Below are 16,255 nucleotides of genomic sequence, written 5' to 3'. Positions count from 1 at the left end.
GGAGACAGGAGGTAGCGGTTATGCCGGATACAGATTATGGATATGCATTGAAAATGGGAAGAAAGCGGTATCAGGATGCTTTAGCAAGAGGCGAGTATCCATACCTTCCCGTGCTGGATAACATTCTGGCGAATACAGATATTGTAGCAACTGTCAATCTGGGGGTAATGGATATTCCTCTGGCAAAAATGGTAGGGACAAAGACGGCAGAGCGTTCCAGCTCCTTTGCCAGTAATTTTATGCCCCTTTTGCCGGAACGGTCCGAATTTGGGGCTAAATGGACATCCCTTTACAAGTATCAGGTAGAGGAGGGAATCCAGGAACCGGTTGTTGCCTACGAATTTATGAATCAGTTTTACGTTCAGGAGGGAAATAAGCGGGTCAGTGTAATGAAATATCTGGGTGCCTACAGCATACCGGGAAGCGTAACGCGCCTGATCCCCAAACGTACAGATGACAAGGAAAACAGGCTGTATTATGAATTTCTGGATTTTTACCGCATTTCTTCAAACTGTGATGTATGGTTCAGCAAGGAAGGCAGCTATAAGAAGCTTTTGGAACTGATGGGAATGGAGCCGGATCAGGTCTGGACTCAGGAGGAACGTTTATTTTTCCGCTCCTCCTACGGGCGTTTTGCAAAGGCCTACAGTATGGCCCATGGGGATCAGCTTCAGCTCACAGAGGGAGATGCGTTTTTAGTCTATATCGAAATCTACGGTTACGACAGCGTAAAAGGACAGACAGAACGGGAAATGTACCGGGCGCTGATGAAAATCTGGGAAGAGATCCAGCTTGCTAACCGGGGACGGAAGGTAGAGCTGATCGAAGAACCGGAGGAAATGGAAACGGAGCATAAACCGTCCATATGGAAATGGCTTCTTCCGGCAGATGATATGCCGGAGCATTTGAAAATCGGATTTGTTTATGCGGATACCATTGAAAATTCCAGCTGGAATTACGGCCATGAGCTGGGGCGGCAGTATCTGGAGGAGGCCTTTGAGGGGCGTATTTCCACGGTAGTTATCGAAGGGGCAGATACAGAAGGGGATATCGCCCGGGCCATAGAAAAACTGGTTCAGGCCGGCTGCACCATGATATTTACAACAAATTCCAAGATGGTAAATCAGAGCGTGAGATCCGCCATTCTGCATCCTGAGGTAAAGATTTACAACTGTTCTGTAAATATGTCCTATTCCTCTATCTGTACGTATTATGCAAGGATGTATGAGGCAAAATTCCTTATGGGAGCTATAGCGGCAGCCGTTTCCAGAGAGGATAAGCTGGGGTATATTGCAGATCAGCCCACCTATGGGATTCTTGCAGATATCAACGCTTTTGCCATGGGCGCGCGGATGATCAACCCTTATGTAAAGGTATATCTGGAATGGCGCAGGATCAACCATGAAAAGACAGCGGCAGAACGGCTGAGAGAACAGGGGATCCGGTACATTTCCGGAAAGGATATGATTATCCCCAGACATCCGTCCAGGGAATACGGCCTTTATGTACAGGAAGATAATGGAGAGGTTTTCAATCTGGCTTCGCCTATCTGGAACTGGGGGAAATTCTACGAGCAGATGATCCAGCTGGCCTTTGAAAGCAATGAGGAGCTGGAAGCCAGAAAGGGCAAAAAAGCGGTTAATTACTGGTGGGGAATGTCGGCAGATGTGATCGACGTAATCTGTTCCGGAAACCTGCCTCACGGTACGCTGCGCCTGATTGAATTTCTGAAAAATTCCGTTCGTTCCGGAAGCTTTCATCCCTTTGACGGTTTCATGTATGACCAGGAGGGAATCATCCGATGCAGGGAGGGAGAACGTCTGCGCTCAGAAGATATTGTAACCATGAACTGGCTGGCTGAAAATGTAGTGGGACGCGTGCCGGATCTAGAAGAATTGAATGACGAGGCAAGAGAACGGATGCAGCTTCAGGGCATCCGTGTAGACGAGAGTGTACAGACGGAGAAATAGCGGTATGAATATAATGATTTTATCAGATCAGGAGTCAAAGCTCCTGTATGAATATTATGATCCTGAGAGGATTAAGGATATTGACCTTTTGATTTCCTGCGGAGATCTTCCGCCGGAATATCTGACTTTTTTTGCCAGCGTGTGTCATGCGCCTTTAGTTTATGTAAGGGGCAACCATGACAATAAATACGCCTATAAGCCGCCGGAGGGCTGTATCTGCGTTGAGGACGATATTTATGTGTATAAGGGAGTCCGGATCCTGGGGCTGGGAGGTTCTATGGAATATATTCCGGGCTCGGCCAACCAGTACACAGAGCGCCAGATGCGGGCCCGCGTCCGAAAGCTGAGATGGAAGCTTCTCTGGCACAGAGGCTTTGATATCCTTGTAACCCATGCGCCGGCCTTCGGCCTGAATGATATGGAGGATCTGCCTCACCGGGGCTTTAAAGCATTTCTTACCCTGATGGATAAATACCACCCGAAATTTTTCTTCCACGGCCATGTCCATGCCAATTACGGAGGAAAATTTAAACGGAAGGATACATATGGAAGTACGACCGTGGTGAACGGATATGAATTTTATGTGGTGGAGTATCCGGAGGGGGAGTGAGAAGTAAATTTCGCGCATAAAATCCCACCATTTACAAATACTACATTTACAACCAGTCTTAAGGATAAATGGAGGTACTTTTTCAATGATTTCAGAAAGAGTACAAAGATGTAAAATGGAGGAAACTGCGAAATGAAAGCTACAGGAATTGTAAGAAGAATCGACGATCTGGGGCGGGTGGTAATACCCAAGGAAATCCGGCGCACCCTTCGGCTGCGTGAAGGAACGCCTCTCGAGATTTTTACAGACCGTGAGGGAGAGATTATTTTAAAGAAGTATTCTCCCATGATGGAGCTCACTGCTTTTGCAGGCCAGTATGCAGATGCCATGGCCCAGTCTACCGGACTGATCGTCTGTATTACAGACCGGGATCAGGTAGTGGCTGTGGCGGGCGGCTCCAGAAAGGAGCTGCTGCAAAAGACTATAAGCCGTTCTCTGGAGCAGGCCATCAACGACCGTATCACCTATCAAGCCGGAAAGGATGAAAAAAATGTGATTCAGCTGGTAGATGAAGAGCTGGAGGGCATTACCGCCCAGGTGATTGCTCCTATTATCTGTGAAGGGGACGCCATTGGTTCTGTATCCCTTATGAGCCGGGAACCAAAGGCACGGTTTGGCGAGATGGAAATGAAGCTGGCAGTCACTGCCGCCGGATTTCTGGGACGGCAGATGGAAAGTTAAGAAATTAAGAAAGGAAAGACGATGAATGTTCGCCTTTCCTTTTTTTATTCCCCTTGATCATTCGGAGAATGAAGCTTGTGTTTTTTCCTGTATTGCAGGGGACTGCAGTCGGAAAGGGCTTTAAAGGTTCTGGAAAATAAGTTTGATATGAACAACCGTTTCAAGGTCATTCTGGCAGGAGGGAGGCAGTATGGAGGCTTCTAAAACGGATGTAAGAAACAAAAAGATGAGAACACATTTTTGAGTAAATTTTTCGGAAAAAAAAGAAAGGGAAAAATGGGAACGAAGCGGATCGTCCGGACAGAAATAGGAGAAGGATGTGCGATGAGGGAAAGAATGTTTCCGAAAGATTGAAAAAACAGGATAAAGAAGGGGAAAATACGGAAAAATTGTATATAATGCACAAAAACGATGTAAAATTATTGTGGAAAAATACGTTTACATTCCCATATATAACAGGTAACATAGAAATTGTAACCCAAAAGTAAACGATAACGAAAACATTTACGTTAACGTTTACTTAACAGTTTTCGCTGGCCAGCAAAGGAACTGAAAAAATGAGCAGATCAACAACCACACTGAAGCAAATTGCAGAAACAGCAGGCGTTTCTATCACAACTGTACACCGGGTGCTGAATGGCAAGGAAGGCTGCGGCGAACAGCTGCGGACACGCATTATGGAAATTGCAAAACAGCAGGGATACGAGATTAATTATGTAGCGTCTTCCCTTCGAAAAAAACCAATCCATATTGCGGTGATTTTTCCAAAAAGCGATGCAGACAGCCATCTGTATGTTCAGGAGATTCTGAATGGATATTTTCAGGAAAGAGAAGAGGTTGAACCCTATAATATTATTTTTCAGGAATATTATTATCCGGCTTATGATTTGGAGAGTATGGTATTTTTATCCTGTCTGAATAATATTTATCAGGAACGGCCATTTCGCTATGATGGAGTAATCGTTTATAAAGAGGATCTGGGAGATGACAGGCGGTATACCGCTATTTTGAACCGTATTATGGGAAAACGGATTCCTGTTGTCATTCTGCAGAAATGCCGGGATGATACGCAATACTCCTGTCTGGTAGGTCCGGATGAAGAGCTTGCAGGTAAAATGGCCGCAGAGCTTATGGACAAGATGACAGTTGGGGAGGGAAACATAAAGATATTCAGTCAGGATCTTCCGTTTGCAGATAAGAATGCAGCTGTATTTGCAGAAGAATTAAAATGCAGACGTCCGGAACTGAGGTGCAGTATAACTGCACTGAAACTGAATGAAGAGCAGTCAGAACGAATCGCCCGGGAGCTGTCAGAAGGAGAGTACCCGTCAGGCATATACTTTACATGTGCCCGTCATACAGCGGCATTTCTCAGAATTGATCCGAAGATACGAAGAAATGCAGGAACGGTGATTGGAAGCGAACTGTTTGAGGAAAGCTGTCAGGCATTGCAGACAGGCGCGCTGGACGCTGTGATTGATAAAAAACCCTTCAGTGTAGGATATCAGGCTCTGAAACTGCTGTTTAATAATATCGTTAAGAATGAAAAGCTTCCTGTAAGGTACAGTGTTCTTCCGCGTATTATTATTCAGTCCAACAGTTATGTCTACTACAGAAGAAGGAAAGAAAAGTATGGAAGCAGCGAAGAAACGGAATATAGCATATATTGAAAATGTGAAAAATGCCCCGGCATTTGGACTGAGAGATAAGATAGGATACCTGTGCGGCGACCTTGGCTTTAACAGCCTGCAGGTTATTGTAAACAGTTATCTGATGTTGTTCTGTGTTAATATTTTAGGAATGAATGCAGTTCATTTTGCAGGCATTGTGTTTATATGCAAGGCGTTGGATGCGTTAAATGACACATTTATCGGGAGAACGGTGGATCGCCGTGCACCTGCTAAAAATGGAAAAATGAAGCCGTATCTGCTGTGGTTTGCAGTTCCGTATGCCATATTTACGCTGATACTATTTATGAATGTTCACGCTATGCCGTATGCAGCAAAAATAGTATGGGTATTGCTCATCTATTTTTTCTGGGGTATTATAGGTACCTTTATCAATGTTCCTTATGGAGCAATGTCCAATATTATTACTACGAATCAGATTGAGAGAACGGAGCTTTCCAATTTCCGAAGCATAGGAAGTTTTGCAGCCAGCATGGGAACGACAACCATTGCGCCTCTCCTGCTGTTTGACCAGAATAATGATCCAATTGCCGGAAGATTTATTCTGCTGTCTGTTATTTTAGGAGTGTTCTGCACAGTATGTCTGTTTTTGGCACATACCCTGATTCATGAACGCGTTCTGGTGGAAGAAGTTAAGGTTAATGAAAATGGTGAGAAGATTAACTATCTTCAGGTAGCAAAATCCTTTCTGCATAATCGGGTTATGATTGCGGTAGTTGCATCATATGTGATCGTTAAATTATTTATACAGCCGGTATCTACTTTAAACCAGTATGTATTTATGACATATTTTCAGGACACATCCAGTCTTGCTATGGCATCTCTTACTACAATGGGGCCAATGCTTTTGGGAATGGTATTTTTGAAGCCTCTTGTAAAACGCTTTGGAAAAAAGGCGCTTGTTACATGGCCGCTTCTGGGATCGGCACTTATGCATGGAGCCAATATGCTTCTTCCTCTTGGACCTAAAGAATGGATTTTCTGTCAGCTTATGGCATCTGCATGTATTACCTGCCTGAATCTTTTATTATGGTCCCTGATTGCAGATGCGGTAGATTATCAGGCGTATCTGACCGGACAGAGAAATGATGGAACGGTCTACGCAACGATTACATTTATTGTATTTTTTGCTGCAAGTGCCAGCACATCGATCATTGCCCTTCTTCTGGAGGCGGTTGGATATGATCCGACTCTGGGTTCCATGGGACAGCTGGCAGGCGTACCAGAAAAAATCAAAATGCTGGGAGGCGCATGGCCGATGATTGGCGCTCTTCTTTCATTTGTCTGCTTTAAATTTATTTACAATGTAAGCGATGCACGAATGAGAGAAATCAGCGAGGAACTTCGCAGAAAAAGCGAGGAGACAGAGGAGAGAATTTTAAATGAAAATGCAGAAAATGAAGCATGAAATAACTGAGATTGCGCCCAATACCTGGTGTCTGAGTGAGTTCAGGCTGGTGAATGCCTTCTTGGCAGAAGGAAAAGAAAAGGCCGCTTTAATTGATACCGGCTGCGGGATTGGAAATCTGGGAGAGACGGTAAAAGAGCTGACGCAGAAGCCGGTTGAAATTTTTCTGACCCATGGTCATGCAGATCACAGCGGAGGGATCTATACCCTTCCCCAAAGCCCGGTATATATGATGAAAGAGGATGAAAAACTGTTTCAGGAAATGCCTGCTACGAATGAGATGCGCCGGTTTTATGTAAAGACCCGGGTGCCGGTCCGTTATCCGGGTGAAGGCAACGTGGAAGCGATAACCGCTCTGATACCTGAGCAGGAACCGGAATATACAGGGGAATATACGGCTGTTAAGGATGGGGATATTTTTGAGCTGGGGGAGAGAACATTAACAGCATTACATACGCCGGGACATTCAGAAGGAAGCGTATGCTATCTGGACAGTCAAAGCCGCGTGTTATTCAGCGGAGATACAGTGAACCACAGCATTATTTTAATGCGTCAGCCTGATAATGACAAACGTCTGATTCGGATTTATCATGAAAGCCTGAAGAAAATCTGGGAACAGCAGGAAAAATTTGACAGACTTGCAATCGGACATGACGGAATCCTTTTAGATAAGGCAATAGTAAAAGATTATCTGGAACTGACGGGAGGACTTCTGGATGGAAGCATTGTGGGAAAATATGAAGAGATAGGATTCAGAAAGGGAGATGTTGCACGTTTGGGACAGGCAGAACTGTGGTATCAGTGTGATGAATAAGAGGGGGTAAACGCAAAAGGGAGCGGTTTAAGGAATCGCTCCCTTTTGACTGCTTCTGTGCTGCCAGAGTATTAATAACTGCGGTGAGGCATTCCAGTTTAAGCCCTCGTTTTTTGGCGAGTTTCAGATCTCTTCTGAATTGGTTGGAGGGAACAATGTTAAGCATCTGCAAGTACCTCATCCATTAAATCCTCAAAAGATGAGTATCTCTTATATTTGTCCGGATGTTTCTTTATCTCACCATACTCTGCAAGTGCCGCTCTGGTTTCAGCATTTGGTGTTATCCGCTTTACTTCAAAAGGTATACCATCGTGGCTGACAGCGCTTTTAAGAAACATAGTAATTGCAGATGACATATTAAGTCCGAGATCCGCAAACAGTGCTTCAGCAGACTGTTTTAGTTCTGTATCAATACGAACATTGATATTAGTTGTAGCCATGAAAATTACCTCCTTTCATTTAACTTTAGTATATGCAATGATGCAAACATTGTCAATAAAATGTTTTACATTGTTTTGCATACATATAATTTACTTCACCAGCCACTTCACAAAATACGTCCGGATTACCCCAAAAGGCGCCGGCCCCATATCCAGAAGAAAGCGGTTAAATTCCAGCTGGGAGTAATTTGCGCCAAGTGTCTGTCTGGCCTCCCGTTCCATGGTGAGGATTTCCAGATAACCTGTATAGTAGGTAAGGTAATTGGCGGGATTCTCCATTATTTCATAATAGATAGAGGATACCACATCAGGGTCTGTGATCTTAAAGTAAAGATCCAGATAATTCTTTACCTGCTCCATATCCCAGCCCTCATAGTGGATGCTGATATCCAGAATGGCGTAAAGAGCCAGAGTAAAGGCCGCATTGTGATGCAGCAGTTCTCCTACGCCTTTCTCCAGACCGTTATTTTCCAGAGTATAGGCATAGTGCTCCACATAGGTAGCCCAGCCCTCGGAATAGCCCTTAAAATCAAGGATACTTCTTAAATTACAGTGCTGATTCTGGTTAAAATACTGGTTCTGATACATATGGCCCGGATGGCCCTCATGGGCAATGGTAGTGTAAAGGCTGGAGCTTCCTGTGGTTCCGTTGTTGATGTAAATGGAATTGTCCTGAGGACGGTCTAAGGGCACAGTGAGATAAAAGGCCGGACTTAAAATACTTTCCAGAGGCTTGGGAACAGACTTAATGGTGTAGGAATAGCCGGTTAATTCGGGAAAATCCTGCTGGCACTGAGTTTTTAAGGCTTCCAGGATCTCTTCGGGCTTTTCGGGAGAAAAGCGGTAGGAAAGGATTTTTTCACTCAGAGAGGGATCTGCTGTGAGCAGCTCATCGACTGCGGTGAGATCATCCGCCATTTGATCCATCACTGCCTTTTTCAGGGAAGGGATATCCTTATAGGACGTGCCGGTCTGGGCGTTTACCAGGTATTCATAGTACCGTTTTCCTTCGGGAAAATGGCACAGGCCGCCGTCATTGGTTCCCTTTCCCTTCAGGGTTTTTAAGCCCTCGATCAGGCTTTCGTAGGCAGGCACGAAATGCTCGTTCAGAGCAGCTTTATTTCGGGAGATATAGTCATTTTTTTCCTGCTCTGTAAGGCCGTCGATCCTATTTAAACGGGAAGCAAAGGTTTCTGCCATAAAGCTGTGATCTGCGTCGATCAGATAGGCGCTGCAGGATGGAATGATCCGGTCGATGACTGCGTCGCACAGTCCCAGTCCGGCCTCGGATTTCTGCTGTTCAAAGGCAATGATGCTGTCGTAGTAGGTTTTTATGGACGATAAAAGAGACAGGTAGTCTTCTACATCCTGACGGGTATAAAACTGGTATTCAGATAAGAGAATGGGAAGCTGGGATTGTATGCCCAGAGTAGCAGAGAGCGGCTGGTCATAGAGTTCCAGTCCCTCCAGAGACAGGCAGGTATTTAAGTATGATGAAAGAATGGTATAGGTAAGAAGCTGGTCCTCGCGCAGCTTCCGGCTGTCCAGCGCAGTCAGGCGGCTGTACAGCTCCCTGACGTCGGTCAGGTCTTTTTTTATGTCCTCAACAGAAACAGTCCCCAGATCTCTGGGATAGTCGGTGATGCCGTATGAGGATGGATCTGCCAGAGTGTAGTGAAGCGTAATCGGGGACTGGGCGACTTCAGAGCAGAAGAGCTGGTCCGTAAAGGCGTCGAAGTCACTTTGGACTTTTAAGGTGTCCTCGTCATACTGTTCATAGGCTGAGGCAGCGGCTTCCGCCTGAGAGGAAGCTTCAGACGGGGCGGGCGCAGCGGGAGCGGCGCAGCCGGTCAGCAGGGAAATGGACAGGAGCAGGGCTAAAAGAGTCTGCAGCCATAAATGTTTTTTTGTATGGGTTGATAGGGTCATGTGTTATATTCCTCCGAAATTTGATAAGGTATGTTTTTGCGGGATATTCATCCGATGTGAACTCAGGTACAAAGGCGGGCTTACAAGCGGGCTTGACGCCCGACTTTGTACCTGAGTTCTCGCCATCCTGAATTGTAGTATATATTATACGAGCGGAAAAAACAACTTATGAGGGGCGCTGTCTTGACGAAAATGTGGGAAACGCTTATACTTAAACCATTAAAACGGGCAGGAGCGCCCTGCGCTTTGAATGACCCGAATCCAGAAAAAAGAGGAAAATAAAATGTGTCAGGACTGTAAAAAACCATATTATATTACAACAGCCATTGCATATGCCTCTGGTAAGCCCCATATCGGCAATACCTATGAGATCGTGCTGGCTGACAGTATCGCAAGATATAAAAGAGCAAAGGGCTATGATGTATTCTTCCAGACCGGTACGGACGAGCATGGACAGAAGATCGAGGAGAAGGCAGAGGCTGCAGGCGTTACGCCTCAGGAGTTTGTAGACCGCTCCGCAGGAGAGATCCGCCGGATCTGGGATCTGATGAATACCTCCTATGACAAGTTTATCCGCACCACAGATAAGGATCACGAGGCTCAGGTTCAGAAGATTTTTAAAAAGCTTTATGATCAGGGCGATATCTACAAGGGCGCTTATGAGGGCCTTTACTGTACTCCCTGCGAGTCCTTCTGGACCCCGTCCCAGCTGGTGGATGGAAAATGTCCCGACTGCGGCCGTGAGGTGCAGCCTGCCAAGGAGGAGGCTTATTTCTTCCGTATGAGCAAATATGCTCCAAGGCTCATTGAATATATCAACGAGCATCCGGAGTTTATCCAGCCGGTATCCCGCAAAAATGAGATGATGAACAACTTCCTGCTTCCGGGCTTACAGGATCTGTGCGTATCCAGAACCACATTTTCATGGGGTATCCCGGTAGACTTTGACCCAAAGCACGTTACCTATGTATGGCTGGACGCTCTTACCAACTATATTACGGGAATCGGTTATGATTGTGACGGAAATCATACAGATCAGTTTAAGAAATACTGGCCTGCAGACCTTCATCTGATCGGTAAGGACATTATCCGTTTCCATACCATTTACTGGCCTATTTTCCTGATGGCTCTGGATCTGCCCCTGCCAAAGCAGGTGTTCGGCCATCCGTGGCTTCTCCAGGGCGACGGCAAGATGAGCAAGTCCAAGGGAAATGTGCTTTATGCAGATACTCTGGTGGATTTCTTCGGCGTAGACGCTGTGCGCTACTTTGTGCTTCATGAGATGCCATTTGAAAATGACGGCGTGATCTCCTGGGAGCTGATGGTGGAGCGCATGAACTCTGACCTTGCAAATATCCTTGGAAATCTGGTAAACCGTACCATTTCCATGACCAATAAGTACTTTGGCGGCGTTGTGGCTGATAAGAGCGTGACTGCTCCTGAGGATGAGGACTTAAAGGCCGTTGTGCTTGAGGCTGTTAAGAAGGCTGACGCCAAGATGGATCAGCTGAGAGTGGCGGATGCGATTACAGAAATCTTCAATATTTTCAGAAGAAGCAATAAATATATTGATGAGACTGCTCCCTGGGTACTGGCAAAGGATGAGGAGAAGAAGGACAGACTTTCCACTGTTCTTTACAACCTCACAGAGGCTATTACCATCGGAGCATCCTTACTGGAGTCCTTTATGCCTGAGACCTCTGCAAAGATCCTGGCTCAGTTAAATACTGCAAAGCGCAGTCTGGATGAGCTGCAGACCTTTGGCCTGTATCCGTCCGGAAACCAGGTAACAGACAAGCCGGAGATCCTGTTTGCCCGTATGGATGTAAAAGAGGTACTTGAGAAGGCAGAGGCTCTGCAGGCAGCTCAGGCGGCAGAGGCTGCAAAGGAAAGCGGCGCTGATGCAGAGAACGCAGAGGAAGAGGACGGGATTGACCTGGAGCCAAAGGCAGAAATCACCTATGATGACTTTGCAAAGCTTCAGTTCCAGGTAGGCGAGATCATTAAGTGCGAGGCTGTTCCCAAGTCCAAGAAGCTGTTATGCTCTCAGGTTAAGATCGGAACGAAGACCCGCCAGATCATCAGCGGAATCAAGGCTCATTACACACCAGAGGAAATGGTAGGAAAGAAGGTCATGGTAGTGACAAACTTAAAGCCTGCCAAGCTTGCGGGAATGCTTTCTGAGGGTATGATTCTCTGTGCAGAGGATGCAGAGGGAAATCTGGCGCTGATGACGCCGGAGAAGAAGATGCCGGCAGGAGCTGAGATCTGCTGATAATGACTTATATAAAATTTGGGATAACATGAGGTCTGTGAGATCAGAACCGGATTAAGTCCCTGCTGCCGCAGGATGCAGGCCGCCGTCAGGAGGTTTGTGTTCTGCGGCAGTTTTTAACTGAACAGAGGAGATGGCAAGATGATTTTTGATACACACGCCCATTATGATGATGAGGCATTTGATGATGACAGAGAGGCACTTTTAGGCAGTCTGGCATCTCAGGGCATACAGGCAGTGACCAATGTGGCTGCCAGCTTAAAAAGCTGCGAAACGACTCTGGCTCTCACGGAGCAGTATCCCTTTATCTATGGAGCCATAGGAGTCCATCCCAGCGAAACAGCAGAGCTGGATGCCTGCGGAATGGACCGGATGAAGGCCTGGTGCGCTTCAGAGAAGATCCGGGCAGTAGGAGAAATCGGTCTGGATTACTACTGGGAGGAACCGGAGCATGAGATTCAGAAGAAATGGTTTGCAGCCCAGCTTGATCTGGCAAAGGAGCTGAAGCTTCCTGTGATCATCCACAGCCGGGATGCGGCAAAAGACACTCTGGATATTATGAAGGCCGAACATGCAGAGGAGCTTGGAGGCGTGATCCACTGCTTTTCCTACACAAAGGAAATGGCCAGAGAATACCTGAATATGGGCTTTTATCTGGGAATCGGCGGCGTCCTCACCTTTAAAAATGCTAAAAAGCTGGTAGAGGTGGCAGAATATGCGCCTTTAAGCTCCATTGTACTGGAAACGGACTGCCCCTATCTGGCTCCGGTGCCATTTCGTGGAACACGCAATTCTTCCCTGAATCTGGGAATTGTAGCGGAGCGTCTGGCACAGATCAAGGGAACCGACCGGGAAACCGTGGAACGGATCACCTGGGAAAATGCAGAACGGTTATACCGGCTGAAGGAGAATTGAATTAATGGATAATAAATTAGTAAACCCGCAAAAGACCATAGAAACCATTCAGAAATACCAGTTTGCATTTCAGAAGCGGTTCGGACAGAACTTCCTGATCGACAGCCATGTACTGGATAAGATCGTAAATGCCGCTGGTATTACACAGGACGACTGCGTTCTGGAAATCGGACCCGGAATCGGAACCATGACCCAGTATCTGGCAGAGCATGCGGGCCGAGTGGTAGCGGTGGAAATTGATACCAACCTGCTTCCGATCCTGGCAGAGACCTTAAAGGACTATTCCAATGTGACTGTGATCAATGAGGATATCCTTAAGGTAGACATGAATCAGCTGGTAAAGGAGTATAATCAGGGAAGGCCAATAAAGGTAGTGGCAAATCTTCCCTACTATATTACTACGCCAATTATCATGGGACTTTTTGAAAGTAATGTTCCGATCGAAAATATCACGGTAATGGTCCAGAAGGAAGTAGCAGACCGGATGCAGGTAGGGCCGGGCTCCAAGGATTACGGCGCTCTGTCCCTGGCGGTGCAGTACTACGCCAGCCCCTATATCGTGGCAAATGTGCCTCCAAATTGCTTTATCCCCCGGCCAAATGTGGGTTCTGCAGTAATTCGTCTGACCCGCTATCAGGAACCGCCGGTTCATGTAAAGGATACGGCGCTTATGTTCCGCCTGATCCGTGCGTCTTTTAATCAAAGAAGAAAGACACTGCAGAACGGATTAAACAACTCTCCGGAGCTGTCATTTTCCAAGGAGGAGATCGTGGCAGTGATCGAAGGACTGGGGCTTCCTGCAGCAGTGCGGGGAGAGGCTCTGACGCTGGAACAGTTTGCAGCCCTGGCAAATGCATTTTCAGACCTGAAAGGAAAATAAAACAGGGTAAAATGGGGAGTTCTGTGATCGGATGAGCAGGTAAAAGAAAGGAAGGGATCGATATGGCTATGAACAGACGGACGGCCCGCATCCTTGGGGCGGCAGCTGCAGGTACAGCGGCGCTCGTTACGTTAAGAGAACTGAAAAAGGTAAGGCACAGAAAGGAAGAGGAGCGGCAGGCAGCAATTGATGCCGCACTGGTGCGAAACCGCGACTACGGCAGCCGCAGGGCGTACCTGATCGGCGGCGGCCTGGCGTCCATGGCTGCAGCCGCTTATCTGATCCGGGATTGTAATTTCCCCGGCTCCCACATTACCATCTATGAGGGAACCCATATCCTGGGGGGAGGAAATGACGGAGCGGGAACACCGGAAAAGGGTTATGTATGCCGCGGCGGCCATATGCTCAATGAAAAGACATATGAGAATTTCTGGGAGCTGTTTGATACCATTCCATCCTTAAAAAAAACAGGGCGCAGCGTTGCAGAGGAAATTCAGGAGTTTGCCCATTCTCATTCCGGACGTACCCATGGACGTCTGGCAGACCAGGAGGGAACGTTTTTAAATGTAAAATCCATGGGCTTTGATCAGGGGGACAGGATGGCTCTTTTCCGGCTTCTGCTGACAGATGAAAAGAAGCTGGACAGCCTGACCATAGAGGACTGGTTTAAGGAAACGCCTCATATATTTGAGACAAGCTTCTGGTATATGTGGCAGACTGCTTTTGCTTTTAAAAAGGGGAGCAGCCTGTCTGAATTCAGACGCCGTGTGAAGAGGATGCTGCTGGAGTTTGGCCGTATTGACACCAGGGAGGGCATGATCGGCCTGCCTCTCAATCCCTATGACAGCCTGATCCGTCCTCTGGAAGTTTATCTGCGTTCCAGAGGTGTGGAGTTTATAGAGGACTGTCAGGTGACAGATATGGAGTTTGCTTCCGGTTCAGGTATTACGGTTAAAACGCTGTACTTAAAACGCAGGCTTCAGGATGAGGATGAGTCAAGGGAGTCCTTTGCTTTTGAGAAAGCAGAACTGAAACCGGGAGATTTCTGCATTATGACAACGGGCTGTATGACGGACAGCTTTTCTTTGGGAGATATGGACACTCCGGCTCCTGCTCCGTCAAAAAAGTCCATGAGCAGCGAGCTATGGTCAAGGATTGCCTGTGTGAAGCCGGGAATGGGAGCACCGGAGCCGTTTTTTGCCTGTCCGGAGAAAAACGGCTGGATGAGCTTTACTGTGACAGCCAGGGGAGATGCGCTTTTAAAGGCGGTTGAGGAATTTTCAGGAAATGCTCCCGGAAGCGGGGCACTTATGACCTTTAAGGATTCCGGCTGGCTTATAAGCAGTACCGTGGCGGTTCAGCCTTATTTTGCAGGTCAGCCTGAGGATGTGACTGTATTCTGGGGCTATGGACTGTATCCGGAGGCAGAGGGGGATTATGTGAAAAAGCCCATGAAGGACTGCACGGGACAGGAGATCCTGAAGGAATATTTAAGCCATCTTCATGTAAATGAAAAGCGTATGGAGGAGCTGATGGATACGGTGATCAATGTGATCCCCTGCCGGATGCCTTATGCAGACGCGGCTCTTGCTCCAAGGAAATATACAGACCGCCCGAAAGTCATTCCGGCAGGTTCCGGAAATTTTGCCATGATCGGACAGTTTGTGGAAATACCGGAGGATACGGCGTTTACAGAGGAATATTCGGTACGGGCCGCCAGAATGGCTGTATACAGCCTGATGGATGTGCGCCGGAAGGTGATTCCTGTGACACCGTACTGGAAGCATCCCAGAGTGCTGCTTAAGGCAGTGCTTAAGGCGTTTCGGTAACTGCGGATATCAGGGAACAGAGGAGATGAAAATGGGAGGATTTTCCAATATTAAAAGTAAGCTTCTGGCAGAGCAGGTTCAGGAGCAGATTTATCACTATATTTTGGAGACGCCTCTTGAACCGGGCTCCAAACTTCCAAATGAGTTTGAGCTGGGAGAAAAATTTGGCGTGGGGCGCAGCACCATCCGGGAAGCGGTAAAGCTTTTGGTTTCCCAGGGGATTTTAGAGGTGCGCCGGGGATCCGGCACTTATGTGGTAAATACAACGCCTTCCGATCTGGATCCTCTGGGTTTAAGCGGAGCAGAGGATAAGATGGCGCTGGCGCTGGATCTGGTCAATGTGCGGCTGATCCTGGAGCCTGGTATTGCAGAAATGGCGGCATTAAATGCCACAGAGAAAGCAATTTTGGAGCTGCGCTGCTGCTGCGAACGGGTAGAGGAACGGATCGCTTCAGGAGATATGTACATTCAGGATGATATTGCTTTTCATACCAGCGTGGCCCGGTGCTCCGGTAATAAGGTGGTGGAGCAGCTGATCCCCATTATTGATACGGCAGTAATGATGTTTGTAAATGTGACCCACCAACGGCTTACAAAGGAAACCGTTATGACGCACAGAGCCATTGTGGACGCCATTTCCGATCGGGATCCCATTGGAGCAAAAACCGCCATGATGATGCATATGACCTACAACCGGAATATGATCCTGAAGCTGATCCGGGAGGAAAAAGAAAAAAATCACAAGGAGTAACAGGGTAAGATATCAGATGATTTTACCGTAAAAATTACATTATATGTTTGACAGGAGCCTGGATA

Annotated in this window: 14 protein-coding genes; 12 read left to right on the top strand and 2 right to left on the bottom strand. The window is 47.1% G+C overall.

The window, feature by feature from the left end:
- Positions 1-20 precede the first annotated feature (20 nt).
- From ACZM6M_RS08535 to ACZM6M_RS08505, 7 genes are all read left to right on the top strand, one after another.
- Positions 21-1,970: a BMP family ABC transporter substrate-binding protein gene (locus ACZM6M_RS08535; protein WP_066543259.1), complete on the top strand. Its 1,950-nt coding sequence runs from the start codon at positions 21-23 to the stop codon at positions 1,968-1,970.
- A gap of 4 nt (positions 1,971-1,974) precedes the next feature.
- Positions 1,975-2,580 (top strand): metallophosphoesterase family protein, encoded by a 606-nt coding sequence (locus ACZM6M_RS08530; protein ID WP_317439785.1) that lies wholly within the window; start codon positions 1,975-1,977, stop codon positions 2,578-2,580.
- A gap of 132 nt (positions 2,581-2,712) precedes the next feature.
- Entirely contained in the window at positions 2,713-3,261 is a 549-nt protein-coding gene (spoVT, locus tag ACZM6M_RS08525; RefSeq protein ID WP_066543255.1) for a stage V sporulation protein T, read from the top strand.
- A 317-nt stretch (positions 3,262-3,578) separates the two neighbouring features.
- Positions 3,579-3,749 (top strand): hypothetical protein, encoded by a 171-nt coding sequence (locus tag ACZM6M_RS08520; RefSeq protein ID WP_489490123.1) that lies wholly within the window; start codon positions 3,579-3,581, stop codon positions 3,747-3,749.
- 69 nt (positions 3,750-3,818) lie between these two features.
- Positions 3,819-4,931: a substrate-binding domain-containing protein gene (locus tag ACZM6M_RS08515; protein WP_418497233.1), complete on the top strand. Its 1,113-nt coding sequence runs from the start codon at positions 3,819-3,821 to the stop codon at positions 4,929-4,931.
- Positions 4,894-6,357 carry an MFS transporter gene (locus ACZM6M_RS08510; RefSeq protein ID WP_484076493.1) on the top strand — a complete coding sequence of 488 codons (1,464 nt, stop codon included), beginning with the start codon at positions 4,894-4,896 and terminating at the stop codon, positions 6,355-6,357. The genes ACZM6M_RS08515 and ACZM6M_RS08510 overlap by 38 nt, the downstream gene beginning before the upstream one ends.
- Positions 6,332-7,171 (top strand): MBL fold metallo-hydrolase, encoded by an 840-nt coding sequence (locus ACZM6M_RS08505; RefSeq protein WP_096807378.1) that lies wholly within the window; start codon positions 6,332-6,334, stop codon positions 7,169-7,171. The genes ACZM6M_RS08510 and ACZM6M_RS08505 overlap by 26 nt, the downstream gene beginning before the upstream one ends.
- Positions 7,172-7,329: 158 nt before the next feature.
- Here the strand turns inward: ACZM6M_RS08505 and ACZM6M_RS08500 are convergent, their stop codons facing one another.
- Positions 7,330-7,611 carry a type II toxin-antitoxin system RelB/DinJ family antitoxin gene (locus tag ACZM6M_RS08500; protein ID WP_484076494.1) on the bottom strand — a complete coding sequence of 94 codons (282 nt, stop codon included), beginning with the start codon at positions 7,609-7,611 and terminating at the stop codon, positions 7,330-7,332.
- Between the two features lie 90 nt (positions 7,612-7,701).
- A complete protein-coding gene (locus ACZM6M_RS08495; protein ID WP_484076495.1) occupies positions 7,702-9,540 on the bottom strand; it encodes a DUF885 domain-containing protein in 1,839 nt (612 codons plus the stop codon).
- A 283-nt stretch (positions 9,541-9,823) separates the two neighbouring features.
- Here ACZM6M_RS08495 and metG point away from each other — a divergent pair, with 283 nt between their 5' ends.
- From metG to ACZM6M_RS08470, 5 genes are all read left to right on the top strand, one after another.
- Positions 9,824-11,815 carry a methionine--tRNA ligase gene (gene metG / locus ACZM6M_RS08490; RefSeq protein ID WP_296034898.1) on the top strand — a complete coding sequence of 664 codons (1,992 nt, stop codon included), beginning with the start codon at positions 9,824-9,826 and terminating at the stop codon, positions 11,813-11,815.
- Positions 11,816-11,956: 141 nt separating this feature from the next.
- A complete protein-coding gene (locus tag ACZM6M_RS08485; protein ID WP_066543219.1) occupies positions 11,957-12,730 on the top strand; it encodes a TatD family hydrolase in 774 nt (257 codons plus the stop codon).
- A 4-nt stretch (positions 12,731-12,734) separates the two neighbouring features.
- Positions 12,735-13,610, top strand: coding sequence for a 16S rRNA (adenine(1518)-N(6)/adenine(1519)-N(6))-dimethyltransferase RsmA (rsmA, locus tag ACZM6M_RS08480; protein ID WP_418497239.1), 876 nt, complete (start codon positions 12,735-12,737; stop codon positions 13,608-13,610).
- 68 nt (positions 13,611-13,678) lie between these two features.
- Positions 13,679-15,439: an oleate hydratase gene (locus ACZM6M_RS08475; RefSeq protein WP_489490183.1), complete on the top strand. Its 1,761-nt coding sequence runs from the start codon at positions 13,679-13,681 to the stop codon at positions 15,437-15,439.
- Between the two features lie 31 nt (positions 15,440-15,470).
- Positions 15,471-16,190, top strand: a complete 720-nt coding sequence (locus ACZM6M_RS08470; RefSeq protein ID WP_418497241.1) for a FadR/GntR family transcriptional regulator — start codon at positions 15,471-15,473, stop codon at positions 16,188-16,190.
- Positions 16,191-16,255 lie beyond the last annotated feature (65 nt).

It is taken from the genome of Enterocloster sp., from assembly GCF_057861365.1.
This window is presented reverse-complemented; position numbering and strand designations above follow the sequence as displayed.

Bases quoted from the DNA above. Each gene is read 5' to 3' on its own strand.
- ACZM6M_RS08535 (WP_066543259.1), top strand. From the start codon at position 21: ATGCCGGATACAGATTATGGATATGCATTGAAAATGGGAAGAAAGCGG.
- ACZM6M_RS08530 (WP_317439785.1), top strand. From the start codon at position 1,975: ATGAATATAATGATTTTATCAGATCAGGAGTCAAAGCTCCTGTATGAA.
- spoVT (WP_066543255.1), top strand. From the start codon at position 2,713: ATGAAAGCTACAGGAATTGTAAGAAGAATCGACGATCTGGGGCGGGTG.
- ACZM6M_RS08520 (WP_489490123.1), top strand. From the start codon at position 3,579: ATGTGCGATGAGGGAAAGAATGTTTCCGAAAGATTGAAAAAACAGGAT.
- ACZM6M_RS08515 (WP_418497233.1), top strand. From the start codon at position 3,819: ATGAGCAGATCAACAACCACACTGAAGCAAATTGCAGAAACAGCAGGC.
- ACZM6M_RS08510 (WP_484076493.1), top strand. From the start codon at position 4,894: ATGGAAGCAGCGAAGAAACGGAATATAGCATATATTGAAAATGTGAAA.
- ACZM6M_RS08505 (WP_096807378.1), top strand. From the start codon at position 6,332: ATGAAAATGCAGAAAATGAAGCATGAAATAACTGAGATTGCGCCCAAT.
- ACZM6M_RS08500 (WP_484076494.1), bottom strand. From the start codon at position 7,611: ATGGCTACAACTAATATCAATGTTCGTATTGATACAGAACTAAAACAG.
- ACZM6M_RS08495 (WP_484076495.1), bottom strand. From the start codon at position 9,540: ATGACCCTATCAACCCATACAAAAAAACATTTATGGCTGCAGACTCTT.
- metG (WP_296034898.1), top strand. From the start codon at position 9,824: ATGTGTCAGGACTGTAAAAAACCATATTATATTACAACAGCCATTGCA.
- ACZM6M_RS08485 (WP_066543219.1), top strand. From the start codon at position 11,957: ATGATTTTTGATACACACGCCCATTATGATGATGAGGCATTTGATGAT.
- rsmA (WP_418497239.1), top strand. From the start codon at position 12,735: ATGGATAATAAATTAGTAAACCCGCAAAAGACCATAGAAACCATTCAG.
- ACZM6M_RS08475 (WP_489490183.1), top strand. From the start codon at position 13,679: ATGAACAGACGGACGGCCCGCATCCTTGGGGCGGCAGCTGCAGGTACA.
- ACZM6M_RS08470 (WP_418497241.1), top strand. From the start codon at position 15,471: ATGGGAGGATTTTCCAATATTAAAAGTAAGCTTCTGGCAGAGCAGGTT.